We start from the raw sequence: 19,451 nt of genomic DNA, 5'->3' as shown, positions 1-19,451 counted from the left end.
CCCCACTGGGGAGCCCCGCTCCGGCACGGTCAAGGACGCGACGTCAGTGCTTGAACGCGTCCTTCGTCTTCTCCTTGGCCTCACGGGCGTCGCCGGTGCTCTTCTTCGCCTGCCCCTCGGCGGCCATACGCTCATTCCCGACGGCGCTTCCGAGGGCCTCCTTGGCCTTGCCCTCAGCCTGCTCGGTCTTCGCCTTGGCCTTTTCGCCCGCAGTCATGGAAAACGCCTCCTCGTAGTTGCTTTCCCGCTGTCGCGGTAATCCGCTCGTGCCCCGCCTTTCCCTGCGTAAACAAGGCACCGGCCGGTGTATGAGAGGCGAAACGCAGGGCACAAGGGCGGTCAGGAGGTTGATGACTATGGTTCCCCTGCTTCTTGTACTGCTTCTCGCCCTGATTCTCTTCGGTGCCGGCTTCGCCCTCAAGATCCTCTGGTGGGTCGCCCTCGCCGTCCTGGTGGTGTGGCTCCTCGGTTTCCTCATGCGTTCCACGAACGCGGGCGGCGGACGCGGGCGCTGGTACCGATGGTGACCTGACCCGCAGGCACGACCCCGCGCGCACAGGGGCCCGGCCCATCCGGCCGGGCCCCTGCGCACGCCCGAAGCGCAGGCGATCACCCTCTGCCGTTCGGACCGCTCGAATGCGTCCGCACCGGGAAAACGGGTACGTGTGTTGCTGCGGTCGAGGCCAGGAGGAGTGCGCCCGAAGGAAACCCGCGCGACCTCCCGCCGCACCGCCCCCGGATCGCAGCCCCGAGGAGACCGCGCAGGCGATCGCCGTGTTCGCAAGGAGACCGCGATGATGTGCCGGACCGACGGCGGCCAGGACTCCGCCCCGGATCCCGAGGAGCCCTCGGACGACGACCGGGCCCGGTCCGCCCCGCTGGAGGACAGCACCGAGGACCTGTACGAGAACGCCCCGTGCGGATACCTCTCCACCCTGCTGGACGGGCGGATCGTCAAGGTCAACGGCACCCTGCTGAACTGGCTGGGCCGCGAGCGCGAGGAACTGGTGGGCCGCAGGACGTTCTCCGACCTCCTCACCGTCGGCGGGCGGCTGTACCACGAGACGCACTTCGCGCCGCTGCTGCGCATGCAGGGCGCGATCAGTGGCATAGCGCTGGAGCTGAAAGCGGCCGACGGCAGCCGGCTGCCGGTCCTGGTGGCCTCCACCGTCAAGGCCGGCACCGGCGGACAGCCGCCGTTGATCCGCACCACTCTCTTCGAGGCCAGCGACCGCCGCGCCTACGAGCACGAGCTGCTGCGCACCCGCCGGGCGGCCGAGCGCGAACACGAACGCCTCCAGCAGCTCGCCACCACCCTGCAGAGAACGCTGCTGCCACCGGCACTGGAGAACGTGCCCGGTCTGGACGTGGCGGCGTACTACCACGTCGCCTCCGTCGACGAGGTCGGCGGCGACTTCTACGACCTGTTCCCCCTCGGAGCCGGGACCTGGGGACTCTTCCTCGGGGACGTGTGCGGCAAGGGCGTCGAGGCGGCGGCCGTCACCTCCCTGGCCCGCTACACCCTGCGCGCCGCCGCCGTCTACGACCGCGACCCGGCCGTGGTCCTCGGCAACCTCAACACCGTGCTCAACCACGAGTACAACGGCACCGACCCCCGGTTCTGCACCGTCATCTTCGGTCTGCTCACCCCCGACGACGACCAGAAAGGCTTCCGCATCACCCTGGCCAGCGGCGGCCACCCCCCGGCCATGCTGCTTCGCGCGGACGGCACCGCCGACTACCTGCCGACCCCGGGCGGTCAGCTCATCGGTGTCCTGCCCGGGGCCCACATCGCCACCACCACGTTGCGCCTCGAACCCGGCGACACGCTCCTCCTGTACACCGACGGCCTCACCGAGGCCCACACCACCGTCCACGGCCACCGCTACGGCGACGAAGCACTCCTCGACTTCGGCCGCGCCCTGGCCCCCACCACGGCCCAGGACGGCATCGCCGCCCTCCGCGACCTCCTCGCCGCCCTCGGCAGCGGGGTGGACGACGACACCGCCGTCATGGCCGTCCACGTGCCCCGCACCGACCGTGAAGAGCAACCGTGAGCCAGACGATCACCCGCACGCGGAGCACCCCCTCCGGCCCCGTCATCGAGGTGACCGGAGACCTCGACCACTACAGCGCGCCCGAGGTCCGCCGCCTGCTGCCCGGGCTGGTCATCGGCCGGGGCCGGCAACTCGTCGTCGACCTCGGCGGTCTCACCTTCTGCGACTCCAGCGGCATCACCGTCCTGCTCGCCGCCCGCAACCACGCCCTCGCCTCGGGCGGCACCATCGTCCTGGCCGCCGTCCCCGCCATGACCAGCAGAATCCTGAGCATCGCCGGCCTGGACGCCGTCCTCCCGGCCCACCGCACCGCCGAGGCAGCCGAAGCGGCCTGGAGCCGCCCGACGGACTGACGGTGCGTACCGGCCTGTGACGGCCACGGCGGGTCGGACCGCCTTCGCGCCGGGGCGGAGCTCAGGCCGCCGGCCACGGGGCGGCGGCCACCAGTGGCCTCCGGGCGCGCCGTCCGGCGACGAACCCGCCGACACCGAGCACAGTCGCGGCGATTCCGAGGCCTCCGACGATCGAAGGCACCGTCAGCGCGGCGGATTTCCCGCTCACCCGCCCCCGCACCCCGGACGCCGCGAAGCTGCCCGACTGCTCGTCCAGGTGGTAATGCGAGTCGTTGGAATTGGCCCGGTGATCGCCGAGCAGGAACAACCGCCCTTCCGGGACCGTCACGTCGTACGGCTCGACCGCCGGGTCGTCGTAGGAATCCGTCACGTACGGCTCGTCGAGCGGCTTTCCGTTCACGGAAACCCGATTTCCCTACACCGTGACCCGCACGAACATCGCGGCGCCGAACGCGCTCACCGTCACGGACTCCACGTACCGGACCGGCCTCTACCCGCACCTCGGCGTCCGCGACACCAGGACCCGCTGGGCCAACCTGGCGATCACCCCCTGACCCCACCACCCACGGCCCCCGGCCTTCCGGCCGGGGGCTCCTCGGACAGAGCTGCCTCCGCCCGACGTTGTCGATGTCAGTGGCTCACCTTTACGGTCTCCGACGTCGCCGCACGGAACGACTCGGTCGCCTCGAAGTGCGCGCGGAAATAGCCGTTCCTCGTATGGGGGACGTCGGCCGAGAAGGCGTGGCCGTTACCGGACCAGATGGCTTCCGTCGTGAGCAGGTCCGACCACTGCTTGCCGTTGCGTGAGTACTGAATGTGCACCGGGATGGTGCCGGGCGTCCAGCCGTCGGGGAAGTCCATCGCACCCTCGACGTGCACGCTGCGGTCCTGCTGACGGGTGGCTGAGAACGAGGTGAAGACCGAGGCACGCAGAACGGTGATCCGGGCACTGTTCGTGGAGGCGGAGGCGATGAACGGGTCATCACTGTGCGATGCCACGTGGAAGCTGCCGGTCTGCCATGGGGCGTGGGTGAAGGTGACCTTGCCGTCCGCACCCGTCGTGAACTGACCGACGGTCTCGAACTGCTGGCCGACGGAGGAGGGCTCGAAGATGACCCCACCGCCCTGGTCCCCGAAGGGTGCCCAGCCCTGCGGGGTTTCGCGCTCCAACGTCGCGGTGAAGGTGACTTCCTTCCCGAGATCGATCGTCCGCGCCTCCGCCGGGGCCTGAACCGTCCAGCGCGTGGCCACCTGCCGGACGCCGATCTGAATCGACGGGGCCTCGCCGTACAGGACGTAGGGTTTGTCGTGCCGGTAGATGGCCTGGACAGGCACCGCGCCGTTCACGGTGACCACGCCGGAGAAGCGTCCCTCTGCGTCAGTGCGGACGGTGGCCTCCGGCCAGTAGTCCACATCGAGGTCCACCTTGTGGTCCGCCAGGGGCTTCAACTCGCGGGTCCCCGGCCAGCGTCCCTTCAGAACGCCGTCGACACGGACCTGACGGTGGTCGATGTCGACTTCCGTGCGGTCGGTGCGCATGTCCTCGAATACCGGCGTGATGTAGTAGACGAGACGGCCCGCGGAGTCGTCGGTGGTGCGGTCGCCGTCACTGTCCGTGGCCTCGATGCGGACGGTGTAGGTACCCAGGTCGGCAAGGTCCAGCGGCCGCTTCGTGTGCCACACGCCGTCTTCGGGTGAGCCGGAGGCGAGGGCGAACGCGTCGTTCTCCACGACGGCCACCTCCTGGTCCGTGGCCTCGGAGACGATGTGGGCCCTGATCTCCGTGACGGCGCTGTCGGAGCTGATGCTGACGGCCAGGGTTCCGAGGTCGTCCGAGACGCTGTTCGCCCATCGGACGTCAGGGGCCTGTCCCTCCACGGCGCTCGCCGCCGGGGTGCCGGCGAGGAGCAGTGCAACGGTGCCAATGGCAGCCCAGGCCGCCCGTCTTCTGAACATGGATCCCCCAGAGCATGTCGGAAACCGCGGCGTGATCCCCCCCCCGCATCTGTTGTGGATACCGCGGCTGACGGCTTAGTTTTCGCCATCGGAGGCCGGCCGCCTCACGGGCCCCCGGCTGCTGTCGGCCTCGGGCGCAGACGCTCGCCCGACCACACGGACGTCCGGTGGCAACTCGACCTCACGAATACTCCGTTGACGAAGCTTCTCAGTCCGCCGGCATCAGGTGCGCCCAGACGGCGCCGAGCCTCTCGAGGAGGGCACGCTGCTCGTCGATCCAGCCGGGGGCCACGGTGAGGGAGAGGGCCAGCCTGGTGGTCTGCTGGTCCGCGATGGTGACCGTGATCCCGTCCTGGTCCTCCTCCCGCCAATCCAGACGGATGCCGATCTCGGCGACCCGCGCGGCCTCGCGCCAGACGGCGTCGCGCCCCGCGGCGACCTCGTCCAGTACGTGCGCCCAGCCGGCCAGGTCTCTCGGATCCACGTAGGTGTCGAGGACGCCGGCCACGAAATCGTTGTTGACCAGGAGTTGCGCCTTCACGTCCGGGATCCCCGGGGCGTAGGACTCGTCCAGTTCGACCACGACGCTGCCGCCGTACTGACCGGTGATCCGCAGCAGTGCGAACCGCTCGGGCTCCGTCATGTCCCACCCCTGGGTGTTCGATCCAGCGCTGACGCCGCGCACTCTAGGCGGCCCCACTGACGCCGCCCGCTGCGCGCACCGTCTCGATGGGTGACGCCTGGGGCGGGGAGGCGGACGTGATGGCAGGCGTGTGGTACGGCACCCGAAACGGCGAAGGACCAGCTCATGAGGGGCCCCCCTCCCGAGCAGGCACTTTGTCGGCGCAAGCCCTCGGCCGGGCGTGTGTGTCGCCCTGCCGGCAAGGCGCCGCCTCGTCCATGTCAGATGATCGTGGACGCGTCCTACTGCTGCGAGGGGATTCGACGGAGCGGTCCAACGGGACGGTGGCACCTTCTGCGTCAGATCGATCCGTATCTGATCATCTCCGTCAACAACGCGCAGTCGCCTGCTGGGTGATGACGGTGCGACCGACCGCCCACTGTCCTCGACGAGGCCGGTGACGGCTGGTTCCGGGCCGGTGCCCTCCTGTCCCCCGCGAGCGCCGACGTGACGATCGGGATGTCGAGCCGCGGAGCCGTCTTGATCAGCGCGGCCATCTCCCGATCGCCGTGAACCGCCTTGGAGAGGGCCTCGGAGTCGAACACGAAAACGCGCTGTCGCGGCCGGTGCAGTTTCGCTCGGACGGTGCGGCTCACGCGGCCTCGTCCGAATGTGAGTGCTGCTCGTCGTGCCAGCCGTCAATCGCGGCGATACGGTCCAATGCTGCTTGCTGCTCGTCGTCCGTCACGGCACCGTGCTCTTCTACGCGCTGCAGGCTGCTGAGCAGCGCGTGGTCAGACCTGGACGAGGTCGATCTCCACCGGGAAGGGGGCCGCTACCTTGAGGACGCCGGTGAACAGGTCTCCGTCCCGGTAGGTCTTCGTCGCGGGGTCGAGAACGTAGGTGTACACGAGAGGAACGCCTGTCGCGGCCTGCTCGATCCGCCAGTAGAAGCCGATGCCTGCCTTGGCGTACTGGTCGACCTTCACGATCCGGTCGGTGGTCTCCGAGCCCGGCGACACCACCTCCGCGACCAGCAGCACGTGCTCAGGGCGGGTGGGGGTGATGTCGATCGTGTCTGCGCGGTACACGACGACGTCCGGGCGGCGATTGGTGAGCGGGACGTCCTGAAGCCGGACGTCGAAGGCAGTGTCGGCGTTCCAGTCCGGGCCCGCGGCGGTGTCCAGGGCGTTGGCCAGAATCCGGGCGAGCCGGTTGTGCCGCTTGGACGCACTCGGGCTCACGACGACCATCCCGTCGACGATCTCGATGCCGGCGCACTGCTCCTCGGACCAGGAGTCGTAGTCCTCCGCCGCGATCTGCTCATGCATCCATGCCGGGGCCACCATCTCGGCCGTCATGAAGCACCTCCCGGACGTTGTGCCACTGGACTCAGCGTACTGTCTGCCATCCGTCCGGCACGCTGGTGTTGCCGTAGGCGTAGCCGACTGGATGTCCTGCTGCGTACGCGAGGACGGCCGTGAAGCCTCGCTCCCGTGCCGGTCCAGGCGCTCGCCGAACGCGGTGACGGCGTAGTTCGGCAGGTGGAGGAGTGGGGCGCGTACGTCGGCGTACACGTCGAGGAGGTCGCCGCGGGCGGTGTCGAGGGTGGTGCAGGTGCGCAGTTCGACGGCGGGCGCCGTGGTCATGCGGCCATCCTCCGGGTGGCGGTGTGCTCGGTCCAGGTGTGTGCACGGTGGAGCTGCCGGGCGCGGTGGCGCGCGATGCGGCCCCGAACCCCTGCAGCATGCGCGTGACCCGGGCGTGCTGGGTGGCGGCTTCGGCGGAGACCTTCATGGCGGTGGCCGTGGCGGCGTCGGGGGCGCCCTGGGCGAGCTGAGCGTGTGCGGGCCGGGCGGTGGTGACGGCGCGGGAGCGGATCACGTGGGGTCGGAGGGCGGAGGGCGGGCAGGACCGGCAGCAGTTCCATGACGCCACTTGATCCCACCGTTCCTCGTGGACGGACTGCCCCCATGGGATCAGTGGGCATGGCCACCGCCGAGCAGAGCAAAAAGCTGCGGTGAGTGGCGACCTGCCCTTCTTCCGATATCACCCGGACCCCCTGGCAAGCGGGTCCATCCGCGCGTCCGCCGAGTCGTGCGCCTGCTGCGGCCGCAGCACGGGCTGGATCTACACGGCAACCTTCTACTCCGCGCAAGAGGTCAGCGGACGCTTCTGCCCCTGGTGCATCGCAGACGGGAGCGCGGCTGATCGCTTCGCAGGTGAATTCACCGACTCCTACGGGCTCGACGGCGTGAGCGACGAGGTGCTGCACGAGGTCACCCGCCGCACACCCGGCTTCCACGCTTGGCAGGATCCGCACTGGCTCGTCCACTGCCACGGCGCGGGTGCCTTCGTTGGCGAAGTCGGGTACACCGAGTTGGCGGAGCACCCCGAAGCCCTCGACCAGTTGCGGGCCGACATGCGCCTCGATGGCCACCACGACGAAAGCCGGCTCGAGCGCCTCTTGACCCACCTCGGCGAGGGGGCGCAAGGAGAGTTGATGAATCACAGCACGTGGAAGACGCGCCGGGCCCGGCAGCTTGCGGGTGAGACGGTGGAGTACGACCAGGAGTACGTCGACGCGCGGCTGGCTGGCGATCTCGGGCAGGCGGTCTACGACCGTCGGATCGAGCTCGGCCTGTCCCAGGCCGAACTGGCCGAGCGGGCCGGGATGACGCAGCCTCAGGTGTCCCGTATGGAGGGCGGCGACACTGTGCCCACTCTCCCGCTGCTGCGACGCCTGGCCAAGGCCCTCGACGGCACCCTGAACGTGGCCATCGACGAGGGTGACTCCCACGTCACCTTCACCCCACACGCCGCCTGAAACCGAGCCGCGCTCGGTCCGTCGAGGATGTCGCCGACCTGAGTCGGTGCGCGTCGCGGATGCCTTGAGGATGAGACGAATCGGGCGAGCCTGCCGCACGCCGGCGGCTCGGCCGAGAACGCGCCGGAAAGGTAGCCAGGCGTGGGTCTGGTCCGCCCTGGCGCTGTGCCGCGCGTACGAAGGCCCTCCCGTCCGTCGGAAGGGCCTCTGACCAGGTGTTTCTCTGTGCCCCCGGCAGGATTCGAACCTGCGACACCCGCTTTAGGAGTGGGATCGAATCCGTGCCGGACGGTTCCAGACCGTGCCGCGCGGTGCCGTTCTGCCTGATCAGCGTCTTGCAGGACGAGTAGAGGTCCACCCTGTGGCGACTCGTCTTGCGCCGTCCGCTCACGCAGCGCTCACGCACGTGAGCAGATGCCGACCTGGCCGAATGGGCACCGGATCCCGGTCGGGGCCGCGAAGCGTGTAGGTAGGAATCTGGGGGCCTCGTTCTGCGATGCGGCTGGCTGTCCAATAATGTCGTCAGCCCATCGGTGTCGGGAGCAGCTTTCGATAGCCACCACTGCAGAATTCTGCATTTCTGGATAGGGCACGATAAAGTGCCGCCTTCCAGTGGTTTATGCCCTTCCTCTCGGCTCCTCGAGTCAAAGCGTCAAGAGTCGATCGCAACCCCGAATCACCAAAAGAATCGTATGTTTCATCGTATAGATCAACCTGATCCGTTAGCTCGGCCACGGCCTCCATCTGGTAGAAATCGAAAAGGCCAAGCGTCTCGAATTGCTTCTCGACTCTCTGAAAGGTGAAATCGTCAATTTCATCGGAGCGACGCAAGGAGTACCTGATCGAGACGGTGCTATCGACGCTTATTTCCGCGACTACTATTTCTTTGTTCGGGAATTCGTCGAAGTACGCGTGAAACATGAGCAGGCCGTCTGACCTGTCGCACTCATCACCCTTTAGACGATTGCATCTTTCGCAAACGGGGATAAGGTTGTTGGCTAGGATTGAATATTCTGGGAAGTGTTTTTTTGGAAGGAAGTGATCGAGGGCACAGACCTGGGCTCTTTCGCACAGCGGGCACCGATAGTTGTGGGACAGTGCTGTCCGGAAGATTGAGTTCCTGAGTTCCTCTAGGGGGCGACCCCTGTCCAGAAGCGCGTAATTTCCCAGAAGCACCTTGGTGAGTGCATCGGAACCGTTGGCAAGCGACGTGAATCGGCGAATATCCCGCAGCACGTCCTCGTAGTCGCCGTAAGCGTCGATGATTCCCGTGCGCACGCCCATGAGGACCCTTCGAGAGGACGGACGCCTCCGACTCACAGCGAGGTCAAGATCGGCCAGGTGGTCCCTGTCCGGGCGGGGAAGTCGAATCATCTCCCAGGCCGATCGCGACGGATGCTCGTCAGGTAAGAAATGGACTGCGCACTCATCTCGCCATCGAACAGTTCCATGATCTCATCCAGGGGGAAAATCTCCTGCATGGACCGGAGAGTTGAGTGATAGTCGGTCGCGCTGCTGTCCAAGTTGAATACGTGGCGTGTGAGCAGTCCTACATTTTCAGCGAAGGTTTCGATCTCCGGGGTGGCAACGAGTGTGAGATCTCCGAATCGCTGCAGAACTCTGACGTAACGTCTGGGGACTTCCTGGAGAAGGACCGGGGAGTGCGTCGCCATCACGGCGTAGGAGTCGAACTGTTCCAAAGATATGTTGATGCTCTTGATTAGGGCGGCCAAGAGCGGGGGGTGCAGGTGGGATTCGGGCTCGTCGATGAGAACCAGTGATCCGGGCTCCAGGTGGGCCGCAAGCTGCACGACAATGTTGAGTACGAGTTTGTGCCCGGTGCTGAGGCCCGAAAAGGAACCCTGCCACGAATCGCTGTCGAGAGCGAAGGTGTCGGAGAGCTCGACCCGTTTGAACGAGGGCTCTCGGCTCAGTGGAGAGAGGGCGGCCACGAGTCTCTGTTTACGCTCGGGGGTACTGGCCCTGGCGAGGGCAGACATGATGTCACCCTGGATCTCCTCGGCGCCCTTGAGTGATCCGGTTCGGCGCACGTCCGAACCGCCACTGCGATCGTATCTCCGAAGGCCGCAGTAAGTGTATCCGGAAACCTCGCCGCTGGCTTCCAGCCGGTCCTCTTCCTGTCGGTTCTTCCCCGGCAGGTCGAACGTGTCGAAAGCGCTGTAAGAGATGGCTATGACCGAGGAGAATCGCGGCGCATCGGCCCCTTCGGGGAATTCCCCATACCGCCGAACGAAGCTCTCGTCGGCTCGGTCGGTGAGGTCTGCATGCGCAGTGTTGGCTAGGTTGGCGAGGAGCTGCGTTTTTCCGCATCCGTTATAACCCACGACGACGTTGATGCGGCCGGGCAGGGGGTGGCGGTCCGCGAAACCAAAGTGAATGGAGAAGGCTTCCCCTCCGACACTCGTTCTGAACGTGAACGCGAGCGCGCTGTCTCGCGGGGCTGTTGCGCCTCCAAGCAGGGCTGTGGCGTCTCTCAGTGCGAGTTCGGCGTTCCCGTAGCGCAGGAGTGAGGCGGCCATCGCCGGCTCGTTGGCGAACGATTCCCTGAGTGAGGGGTCGATGGCGATGTCGCGGAGCCCGAACAGGATACTGTCGCGCAATTCACCGGGAAGTCCGTGCAGTGTTTCGTAGTAGGAAAATGCCTGCCCGAGTGAGCAGTAATTTTCATCGAGCTGGGCGAAACTGCCGGGCATCTCCGTGGCGCCGCCGCGTTGCCCTCTCTTGATGATCTTGACGGATCCCAGGTCGATGGATGCTTCCGTCTGAGAGGGGTAGAGATATGCATCGAACATAGTTTCGAATCCAAAGTCATCCCAGAGCTCGCGCCGAAGAACGAGTGCCGGAAGGTTGGACGGCACGGTGAAGCCCTCGCTGCGAGGCACTACAAGAAAATGCATCAGCGTATTCCAGTCGTATGTTTCTGTGCCCGGCCGTGGACCCGCTGGCAGTGGGCAGGGGCAGAGAAGATGGCCCTGCCCACTGCTCGGCTAGTCAGTCGAAGAGGCTCTGCAGTCTCGACTCGATCCAGCCGGGCCGCCGAAGCAGCTCGAACGTATCGACCGCGACGACTGCGCGCTGCGGCGGTTCGCTGCCCAGGACCGGGTTTCCGAAGGACTCGAACACCTCGTAGCCCTCTGCCTCCAGCGAGGCCAGCGCTCCGGTCACCCGCTTGGAGCGGGCGGGACCGGTCCAGGACTCGAGAGGATGGGTGATGAGGACAGCGAGATCCTCGTGCTGAGTGTCTTTCAGGACTGGCAAGCCATGGGAGGAATCGGCCTTCCAGTGCGAGAAGCTTCTGGCGAACTGCTCGGCTCGCTGGAACGCATAGACCTCCTCAGCGGCGAAGTCCAGGTTCCCTCCATCGAGGAGTTCGACCATCTGTGTGGCAAGGCGCCAATCGAGCAGCGGGTGGTAGGCGCTGTTGCTGTAGTCCCGCAGGCAGTCGTAGCAGGACGAGTCGCACGGCGCGGCCATCAAGCCGCCGGAGCGGTGGCGGGTGAGATCGGCCGCGACCTCACGCGCGGCGAGCAGGAATTCGGCAGGGCGCTTCCCCAGCCAGGTCGAATACCCGGCACCGTTCTCCAGCGTGTCCGAGAGGAAGACTTGTGCCTGGACACTGCCTTCCTCTTCCCCTCGGACGGGGTACAGGCCCGCCGAGAGTTCTCTTCCGTCGATGTCCAGTAGCCTGACGGCAGCGAGTTTGAAAACCGTACCGAGTGAGAGCCAAGCGGCCCTTGCGGCCATGCGTCTCGGGTCAAGAGCCAGATCGGCGGGTTGCTCGCGGAGGCCGACCAAGAGGACGTCGGTCAGTTTCGCCGAGGCCAGTGCCAGCTTCTCCTCGTTGCTGACCGAAGGCCGAGTGGGCAGGCCCAGATCTCTCGCCCGGTCGGCATCAGCCAGGAGTTTCGTTTCTAGCAGACCGTCGTGTCCCTTGACCTTGCCGAACTGGTATCCCTCACCAGTTCCCGCGTTGACCACCACGATGCGTCCCTCGCCACTCCTGAATTCAGCGGCCTTAGTCCAGCGTGGGACGAGCGCTGATGTGGTGTCGAGGGTGAGGCGCGCGGAGAACGCGCGTGGTGTGAACTCGAAGGTGCCGTCGTAATCCTGAGCCTTGTAGCTGGTGCGAAATCCGAGCGGCTGACACGACGGGAGCATCCGGTAGTCACCGGCTTCTCCTGCGGTGGCCCCACACACCGGACACGAATGCTCGGATTCGCGGAGATCGACGGAGAGGCACTTGGCACAGATGCCCACCATGAGACGGTCACTGTCCGGAGCCTTGCCTGGCAGCCACTGCCCGCCCGCGGGCTCGTACGTCACGAGGCCGACTGCTGTGTGCAACGCCTTGTCCTTGACCACTTCACCGCCAGGTGCCCATTCCGAGATGGCGATGTCGATGTCCCGGTCGATGACGTCGGTGAGTTCCGGCCCGTGCGGCCTTTGATGGTGCAGGTTGCGGACCCGGGTGGGGAACCCAAACATGGGGAGCACCCCGTGCTCCGCGAGCGACTGGCTGAGCGGACCCGCGTCCGGCGCGTTCGTCGCCACCTCCTCGATCTCGGAGTAGAGGCTGGAAGTGGCCCAAGACACCAGAGCATCCACCGAAGGCGCGCCAGGAGACGCCCCTTGTAGGAGGACCTGGCCGGCGTGTCTTTTGGCGATGTCGTTCCCGGCCAGCCAGGTACGGACGTTATCCCGTACCTGAGACCATCCACTGACGGTCCCGAAGGGCCCGTGGACATTGCGTCCCGGATCCCAGTCGGACGTTCCCTCGACCGACCGGAAGGCGAGAGTCAGCAGACTTGCGGCGTAGCAGCGGCGCAGGATCTCCAGGCGATCGAGATCCACGTATGGGCTCGGCGAGGGGTCGCCAGTGATGCGATAGGGGTGCTGGAAGTAGTGGTCGTCATGGGTCCTGGTGCCACGGCAGAGGGTCAGGGCGATGGACAGGTGGTCGAGTCGGCGGCCGGCCCGGCCCACACGCTGCTGGTAGTTGAAGCGCTGTGGTGGCATGTTCGCCATTACCACCGCGCGGAGCGCGCCGATGTCGACGCCGGCCTCCATCGTGGTGGTGACGCTGAGTAGGTCGACCTCATCAACCAACTCGATGTCCTGACCGCTCAGAAAGACCGACTGGAAGAGGGCTTGCCGGGCCTGCGCGTCATCGTTGTCGGTCTGGCCTGTCAGCTCTTCGCAGTGGAGCCTGAAGGGGACCCCGGCTTCGCGGGCCAGGAAGGTGTAGTAGTCGTCCAGAGTGACGGAACCCGGGTCGAGGGGTTCGGCGACGAGATGTGAGCTGCGGCAGAAGGCACAGACGCCTGCGGAGCCGTGCAGGTGCCTTCTGGTACAGCGTTCACAGCGCCATTCTGTCCCGCCGGCCAGGACGATCCTGATTTTCTGCCCTTCGATCCGGGGCTCCGCGTCGCTCAGACCCAGTGCGTTCTTCACTTCTTGGACCAGCGCGTCTGGGAACACATCGTGATGCTGTGCGACGGCGCTGATGTATTTCCTCGCTGCCGTGTGCAGATTTGCCGGCGGCTCAGGCCTCTGTTCCTGGAACTGGCGGCGCACTCCCAGCAGCCTCAGCGCGGACAGGCATACCTGGCGGAAGACCTCGTCATCCAGCAACCGGCTCTTGAAGGTGAGGTCCTGAACTGCATGGCCGATGCCGAGCGACTCCAGATCGCGGCCGCCTCCCGCGAAGACCGCCTGCTGGACCTGCGCCTGCACTGTCCGGTGGATTTCGGAGTTCAGGACGCGCAGATCGTTGGTGAGGGAAGCATCGGGCCGCTGGACCGGGACGCCACTGGTCCAGTCGTAGAGATCGGTCCAGCTTCGTGACTCGGTGCTTTTGCTCAGCGTAAACGAGGGTCCACCGGGATGCACGCCGTATGCGACCGCTTGCGCGCTGACTCCGTTGCCGAGTTCGACAAGCGTCGGGCCCCTCTGCTGGGCCCGGTAGTCCGCCAGCACGCGTTCGTGCTGGGGAGTGAGGCTGTTATGGGCCAAGGCGACCACCGCTGGAACCAGATCGGGTGAACCAGTCGCAGCGAGCTGGGTTAGCGCGGCCTGGCCTGCCTGATTCCCCTTGAAGAACTCTGCTGCCAGGGCCACGAGATCCATCGGACGGTCGAGGGTAGCGATCACGAGCTGTCTGACCAGGTCCTGATAGTGCGATCGCTCCAGGCCCGCCGAGATGCGGGCTGCGTCCTGCCGACTATCCGAGAAGACGACGATCTTCGTCTGCAGCTGCCTCTTGAGGGCATCGGTCAGGACCTGGTTGGACTTCTCAAAACCTGTACCCATTGTGCGGATGGGGGACCTGGACCGCGATGGGTCCTCGAACTGGCGGACGTTCTTGAAGATCTCCTTGTCTTCCCCGCAGCAGGGACAGACCGTGGGAAAGGCACGGACCTTCCCGAGGTGGCCCTGGGGTTGGCTTTGTGCCACCAGCAGGTATCCGTTGTTCTCCTCGTCCGGGCAGCTGCCGACCTTGCCGCTCGCGGGATCCAGCACAGCCGGAACAAAGGTGAACGTGTATTCCGGCCGATTCCTCGCTCCCGGTCGGCCACCCTTGTGTTTGTGTGGCGATACGTCGAGATCGGAGCGTTCTCCCGCAGTGGGAAGGAAGACGCTGTACACGTCGGCGGTGCGATCGAAGCGCGCTTTGTCCGGGAGGGATTCGAGATCGGTTGCGGTGGAGACCAGGTAGCGCCTGGTGGGATCGTGGCCGATGATCGGAGAATTGAATCCGCCGAGGAAGACCTCTCCGCACGTATCGCAGTACAGCAACTCCAGGACACGAGCACCGCATTCGCAGGCATACCTGGGCCGACTGTAGAGCTTTCCGACCAGCCGGTCCGCCGGTGGCTCCACAGCGCGCGGTTGGACCTCCGAGCAGTTGCGATCCGCGCACGCCCACATGCCGGTGACGTTCCGGAAGAACAGGTGGAGCCGGAATCGCGAGCCGACATCCGCCTCCCCATCGAGGCGCGAGATGAGTGCGTCGGTGGCGTACAGCGCCTTATCGGGTGCGAGGCCAGGGAAGAGCCTGGCGGACACGTCGGTCAGCGGCTTCGCTCGGGGGGAGTCGTCCTCGTCGCTCGCTCTGAACGCGGCCTGGAGTGCCGCGTGCCGGTCAGGAAGTGGCGGCAGGGCCACTGTTCCTTGGCCACCGGTGTCCGCCCAGGGCATGAGATCGGTCCTGCCCTTGGTCCGGACGCGTTCACCTGCCAGCACGGAGAAGCGGTCGGCTGACCGTCCGAAGAAGTCGCTCAGAAACTTCCGGTCCACCGGGTTCTCCGGATCCATGGAGGCGGAGGTAGCGATCACGGACAGCTGGTCGGAGTCGGTGGACAGCCCGAGCCGGTCGATGAGCTTGCGCAGGAGGTAGGAAACCTCGGTGCCCTGAGTCCCCCTGTACATGTGGAGTTCGTCCACGACCAGGCTGAAGACGTGGTCCTTCGAACTGTTCAGCCAGGCGCGGGTCTGATCGAAGATGGGATCCTCATCTCGGCGCATGAGCATGATGTTGAGCATGCTGTAGTTGGTGATGAGGATGTCCGGCGGAGCGACCTGCATGTCCCAGCGAGAACGCATCTCGGCCCCGAATGGACGCGGGAGGAAGTAGCGGGCTTCCTCGTCCTTCACGAGGCCGTCCGCGATGCGCTGCTCCAGCTGGCGGCTTCGGTCCTCCATCGAGGCCAGAGTCCTGCGCAATTCCTTCATTTTGGATGAGTTCGGCTTGGCGGCTAGTTCCAGCGGGCCGGCGACCGGGGTGCGGCCGGTGTAGCGTCCGAAGTGGAAGCGGTTGCCGTTACGGTGCCTGTCGAACCAGCTGCGTACGTCCGGTGCGTCCAAGCTGCGTCGCAACCTGATCAGCTGGTCCTCCACCAGCGCGTTCATCGGATAGAGGAGCATGGCTCGCATGGCCGCGGGCCGACCGCTGCTGTTGCGTTGGGCCTGCCAGTTCCGTGACGTGCGCCACCAGGGCCGCTGGGCGTCCTGGGGCTCTGCTGCTGCCCACCGACGCGATTCATTGGTCAGCCTGGCTAGCACCGGGATGAGGAAGGCCTCGGTCTTTCCGGAACCGGTTCCAGACGTCACCACGATGTCTCGGCCCTGTTGGTTTGACCTCAGCGCGTCCGCTTGGTGGGTGTAGAGCCTGGGGATTCCCCGGAGCAGACCGGCTCCCAGAAGTCCCGAAATCTCCGGCAGACCTATCTCCGCCGTCAGCTCTTCCAGGGTCTGGGATGACTGCACGTACTGGGGCAACAGCTCCAGGTACGGCTCCTGAAAGAGGACCCCGGGAGTGCGGAGCAGTGCTCTGAGTTCCTCGCCCACCGATGAGTCGCGCAGGGAGTAGGCGGTGTCGTAGTACCGCTGGAAGTAGTCGGCGAGTTGGCCGTGGACAGCCGTCGGAGAGATGCCAGACATGGAGATCCTCACGAGGTTCGGATTCAAGGGACGAGTCGAAGTTCCTGGTATAGGGATTCGGCCACTTGCCTGGCGAATGACTCGTCGATGTTGACGTATTTGACGTAGCTCTTGTGCTCAGGATTCGACTGCTCGGCGGGCGCTGTCTGAGGGTTGAGCGCGGTGAGTTGCGGCAGCAGCCCGCTGCGCAGCACGGCAGCGCGGGCGTGGAGATGTGGTAGCTGCATGCGTTTCGGGGCATACAGTTCCCGCCGCAGCGGGTTGTAGCGCAGCACCCAGCGTTTTGCGCGAGCGAGTTCGGCGTACACCACCGTGCGCTTGTCGGCGATGAAGCCGCTCATGCCGATCCAGTAGATATAGCGGTGGGTGTTGTAACGCTGGTATCGGTAAGCTCCGTGGAGAGGCGGCTCGCCGTGGCCTTCGATATCTGTCCAGAGGTCACTTCCTCCCTCGGACATTTTCTGCGGCTCGATGCCGCCAGGCCCCCGCTGTACGCCACGCTCGGCAAGCATTTCTTGGAAGCGGGGAAGACGCCGGGCGAGTTGATCCGCAGCACGGTCCTCGAAGGCGATGCCGAGTGCCTGGCAGAGAGCGCGGCAGTCCTCAGGATCCGCCAGTGTCACCATCCGCACCGACGGGCCGCCAGCCTGCCGAAATGGCGGAAGCGGCATCACGGACTGCGCGAGGGCGGCGATGTCGGAGCCAGGGTCCTCGTGCAGCCGTTCCAGCCGCTGCATGAGCCAGAGCGGCCTTTGCCCCACCAGGAGGGCGTGCCCTCCGGAATTGGGCATGGTGGTGAGGACCGGTGGTGTCACGCTCCAGGTCCGGGCCTCCCAGTCCACTTCGGCGTGACCGAGAACCTGCAGGTTGTACAGCGCGATGCGCCAATCCGGCGCGGAACTCTTCGGCTCGCCCTTCTCCAGCCACGCGTACGTGTCGCGGAAGGCATCGAGGCTCCCGGCACCGCGTTCGGAGCACCACAGGAGCAGCTCGTCATGCACGATTCATTTCCCTGACGTGTAGTCGGCCCAGTCTTGTGCACTGGCCACCGGGGCGGTGATGCCTCCCGAGGTCAGCCTGCGCCAGTCGGCTTGGCTGAGAAGATTCCAGCTCCCTGAAGGCGCGCCATGCGTGCCAGCTTGGATGACCGGGGCTCGCCGGACCCTGGCGTTCCGGGAACTGGTCACCTGAAGCACCCATAGAGCTTGGAAAGGCAGAGCATCGAGCAGCGGTTCGACGTCGATCGCGTGAGGTACGTGGTCCATGGTTGCGATCCAGGCCGGCACTTCGGGGACGAGCTGGGCAGCGAGGCGATTCCCGCCTAGGGCGTAGATTGAGCCGCCGATGCGCAGAAGACTCATCGAAGGAAGCGGGTCGCGATGGTAGCTCCCGAAGAACGAGCCGGATAAATGGCCGGGCGGCAGCCAAGGGGCACGCGCCGACGGACTTACCGTGTTCTGCATCCTGCTGGGGATGGTGGCCAGCTTGTCGCTCCTTGGAGGGAGCGCTAGCAGTGGCAGGGCAACGCTCTCCCGGTAGCGCTCGACCAGGGTGAAGACGAGCTTGCGGTTCCCGACCTCGATCTGGTGCTCGCCGACGGAGTGCACCAGATCCGCCAGCCGGATCGTGATCGTGTCCGTCGCGGCCGGGTCAACCGGCGGCAAAGGAACCCCGTTGATGGTGACAGTGCGAGGATGGTCACCGGGAGTCGCTGGCAGAACCAGGTCGGGTGCGTACCCGAGGAGGAAGGTCTGTCTGCGGCCATCGATGCGGAGGCCGCCGGACAGGCGAGCCAACTGCTGGTGCAGCGGGGCCAACGGGCCGACGACGCCGGGGACCGTCGCGGATCGGGTCGGTGTGTAGCCGCTGAACAATGTCCAGCCGGGCGGCACCTGAACCCTGCGGGGCTGGCGCACGGCGTCTGATCCACAGGCTTGCATCACCGCCTCGGCCTGTGCTGCGTAGGCATTCTTCACCAATACCCGATGCGGTACGCCGACTTCCGCTGTATTGACGGACGTCCACTTCCCGACCAGGTCGTTGGCCTGGAGGACGTAGAGGTCGCGAGCGGGGAGTATCAAGGTGGCGTCGTCGGCGGCCAGTTCAAGCGCCGCCCCCGGGGTGACCTTCTGGTCCGGAGGTGCGAGAGGTAGCCATTCTGCGCCTGAGGGAACCCTGATGACGTCGCCGTTCAGGCTGAGCGATTCGAGACGGAGGTGGGAGGGAACGCGGGCTGCGATGCCGTACGGGGAACCACCGGCTTCGGTTGTGAGAGAAAGAGGCACACACGGCAGGCCGGCAGCGTTTCTCGGGAGCCCGTCATAGTGGGTGAGTTCCTGCTGCAGGATGCTCGCCAAGATTGGTCGCAGCTGCGGCGATGCCAGAGCGCGCTGGATTCGCGGGCTCGGGCGATTGAGCCGCACCCACTCCTGAAACCGGGCGAGGAGTTCCGCTTCGGGGACGGAATCTCCCGGCTGCGCTCCGATCGTTGACAGGAACAGCCCGACCTGTACGCGGTCGGATCCGACCAGAACAGCTTGGGACAGGGACCAGCCGATGTTGACCTGGGTCGGATGGGGAATGGCGGAGGGCAGGCCGCGATGGCCCCGCTCATGCTCGATCAGCCACCACTTCAGGTGATCCCACAGGGTTGGGACGATCACGTCGTAGCCGTCCGGCATGCCTGAGCCTTCGTACAGGCCGAGCAGATCGCGGAGCGGGCCGTAGTAGGAGAACCTGCCGAGCATGGTGTCCTCGGAGCGGTTCATCCGGGAGGCGGCGAGCACCGTCGCCGCGAGCAGAGCGATGAACGGAGGAGTGCCAACGGCCCCTTTCCGTCGCCACTGGCGAGCGCGGGAGGCGACGCCGTCGAAGGGGTTGCGGCCGAAGACTACGCTCCTGATGGCGGCCCGGAAGTCGTCAGCGGCAGCCGGGGGAGCTACGGCGACCTTGGTCCGACTGGCCAGTAGGTCGGCCAGCAGGGCATCATCCACTGACAGGTACACAGGGGTTGCCGCTTCGCGGGTGGCGAAGAAGTGTTCCGCGAGCGTTCTGTTCCAACCGTCATAGTCCATGGGCAACCCCCTCATTTGCGTAGGAAGAAGTTAGCCCATCGGTGGGACATTGGTCGCTTTTCGAACACCCATTCGGATATTCTCCGCCGCTGGCGTCCGTGC

Annotated in this window: 16 protein-coding genes and 3 pseudogenes; 6 read left to right on the top strand and 13 right to left on the bottom strand. The window is 65.9% G+C overall.

Annotated elements, in window-relative coordinates:
* Positions 1 to 43: 43 nt before the first annotated feature.
* The gene (locus AC0VYN_RS32965; RefSeq protein WP_386921730.1) at positions 44 to 217 is read right to left on the bottom strand and encodes a CsbD family protein; all 174 of its coding nucleotides are present in this window, start codon (positions 215 to 217) and stop codon (positions 44 to 46) included.
* A gap of 139 nt (positions 218 to 356) precedes the next feature.
* Here AC0VYN_RS32965 and AC0VYN_RS32960 point away from each other — a divergent pair, with 139 nt between their 5' ends.
* From AC0VYN_RS32960 to AC0VYN_RS32950, 3 genes are all read left to right on the top strand, one after another.
* Complete coding sequence (locus tag AC0VYN_RS32960) at positions 357 to 527, top strand: hydrophobic protein (RefSeq protein ID WP_475537034.1); 171 nt, start codon at positions 357 to 359, stop codon at positions 525 to 527.
* A gap of 270 nt (positions 528 to 797) precedes the next feature.
* On the top strand, positions 798 to 2,057 hold the full coding sequence (locus AC0VYN_RS32955) for a PP2C family protein-serine/threonine phosphatase (RefSeq protein ID WP_475537033.1): 1,260 nt from the start codon (positions 798 to 800) through the stop codon (positions 2,055 to 2,057).
* Entirely contained in the window at positions 2,054 to 2,410 is a 357-nt protein-coding gene (locus AC0VYN_RS32950) for an STAS domain-containing protein (protein WP_475533913.1), read from the top strand. The genes AC0VYN_RS32955 and AC0VYN_RS32950 overlap by 4 nt, the downstream gene beginning before the upstream one ends.
* 61 nt (positions 2,411 to 2,471) lie before the next feature.
* Here AC0VYN_RS32950 and AC0VYN_RS32945 read toward each other — a convergent pair whose 3' ends face one another.
* Complete coding sequence (locus AC0VYN_RS32945) at positions 2,472 to 2,810, bottom strand: S26 family signal peptidase (RefSeq protein ID WP_475533912.1); 339 nt, start codon at positions 2,808 to 2,810, stop codon at positions 2,472 to 2,474.
* Between the two features lie 22 nt (positions 2,811 to 2,832).
* Here AC0VYN_RS32945 and AC0VYN_RS32940 point away from each other — a divergent pair, with 22 nt between their 5' ends.
* Positions 2,833 to 2,964, top strand: coding sequence for a hypothetical protein (locus AC0VYN_RS32940; RefSeq protein WP_475533911.1), 132 nt, complete (start codon positions 2,833 to 2,835; stop codon positions 2,962 to 2,964).
* A 76-nt stretch (positions 2,965 to 3,040) separates the two neighbouring features.
* Here the strand turns inward: AC0VYN_RS32940 and AC0VYN_RS32935 are convergent, their stop codons facing one another.
* From AC0VYN_RS32935 to AC0VYN_RS32910, 6 genes and pseudogenes are all read right to left on the bottom strand, one after another.
* Positions 3,041 to 4,366, bottom strand: coding sequence for a hypothetical protein (locus tag AC0VYN_RS32935; protein ID WP_475533910.1), 1,326 nt, complete (start codon positions 4,364 to 4,366; stop codon positions 3,041 to 3,043).
* Between the two features lie 208 nt (positions 4,367 to 4,574).
* Complete coding sequence (locus AC0VYN_RS32930; RefSeq protein WP_475533909.1) at positions 4,575 to 5,009, bottom strand: DUF5959 family protein; 435 nt, start codon at positions 5,007 to 5,009, stop codon at positions 4,575 to 4,577.
* Between the two features lie 338 nt (positions 5,010 to 5,347).
* Positions 5,348 to 5,644: a hypothetical protein gene (locus tag AC0VYN_RS32925; RefSeq protein WP_475533908.1), complete on the bottom strand. Its 297-nt coding sequence runs from the start codon at positions 5,642 to 5,644 to the stop codon at positions 5,348 to 5,350.
* A gap of 138 nt (positions 5,645 to 5,782) precedes the next feature.
* On the bottom strand, positions 5,783 to 6,349 hold the full coding sequence (locus AC0VYN_RS32920) for a Uma2 family endonuclease (RefSeq protein WP_475533907.1): 567 nt from the start codon (positions 6,347 to 6,349) through the stop codon (positions 5,783 to 5,785).
* Positions 6,350 to 6,413: 64 nt separating this feature from the next.
* Positions 6,414 to 6,637 (bottom strand): annotated as a pseudogene (locus AC0VYN_RS32915) (GNAT family N-acetyltransferase); the annotation flags it as partial.
* A pseudogene (locus AC0VYN_RS32910) lies at positions 6,634 to 6,890 on the bottom strand (hypothetical protein); the annotation flags it as partial. The pseudogenes AC0VYN_RS32910 and AC0VYN_RS32915, both read right to left, overlap by 4 nt.
* 118 nt (positions 6,891 to 7,008) lie before the next feature.
* Between AC0VYN_RS32910 and AC0VYN_RS32905 the strand changes: the two are divergent.
* Together AC0VYN_RS32905 and AC0VYN_RS32900 are read left to right on the top strand one after the other, a co-directional pair.
* A pseudogene (locus tag AC0VYN_RS32905) lies at positions 7,009 to 7,419 on the top strand (CbrC family protein); the annotation flags it as partial.
* Positions 7,420 to 7,491: 72 nt separating this feature from the next.
* Complete coding sequence (locus tag AC0VYN_RS32900) at positions 7,492 to 7,815, top strand: helix-turn-helix domain-containing protein (RefSeq protein WP_469240403.1); 324 nt, start codon at positions 7,492 to 7,494, stop codon at positions 7,813 to 7,815.
* A gap of 522 nt (positions 7,816 to 8,337) precedes the next feature.
* Here AC0VYN_RS32900 and AC0VYN_RS32895 read toward each other — a convergent pair.
* From AC0VYN_RS32895 to AC0VYN_RS32875, 5 genes are all read right to left on the bottom strand, one after another.
* On the bottom strand, positions 8,338 to 9,093 hold the full coding sequence (locus tag AC0VYN_RS32895) for an HNH endonuclease (protein WP_158688658.1): 756 nt from the start codon (positions 9,091 to 9,093) through the stop codon (positions 8,338 to 8,340).
* A gap of 92 nt (positions 9,094 to 9,185) precedes the next feature.
* The gene (locus AC0VYN_RS32890; protein ID WP_475533906.1) at positions 9,186 to 10,694 is read right to left on the bottom strand and encodes an AAA family ATPase; all 1,509 of its coding nucleotides are present in this window, start codon (positions 10,692 to 10,694) and stop codon (positions 9,186 to 9,188) included.
* A 133-nt stretch (positions 10,695 to 10,827) separates the two neighbouring features.
* On the bottom strand, positions 10,828 to 16,302 hold the full coding sequence (locus AC0VYN_RS32885) for a DEAD/DEAH box helicase (protein ID WP_475533905.1): 5,475 nt from the start codon (positions 16,300 to 16,302) through the stop codon (positions 10,828 to 10,830).
* Positions 16,299 to 17,276, bottom strand: coding sequence for a hypothetical protein (locus AC0VYN_RS32880; protein WP_381321165.1), 978 nt, complete (start codon positions 17,274 to 17,276; stop codon positions 16,299 to 16,301). The genes AC0VYN_RS32885 and AC0VYN_RS32880 overlap by 4 nt, the downstream gene beginning before the upstream one ends.
* A gap of 3 nt (positions 17,277 to 17,279) precedes the next feature.
* Positions 17,280 to 19,349 carry a hypothetical protein gene (locus tag AC0VYN_RS32875; RefSeq protein ID WP_475533904.1) on the bottom strand — a complete coding sequence of 690 codons (2,070 nt, stop codon included), beginning with the start codon at positions 19,347 to 19,349 and terminating at the stop codon, positions 17,280 to 17,282.
* Positions 19,350 to 19,451: the final 102 nt, after the last annotated feature.

Source organism: Streptomyces sp. 63XJN7_1_ISO-PGPR-S23-121 (assembly GCF_056173025.1).
This window is presented reverse-complemented; position numbering and strand designations above follow the sequence as displayed.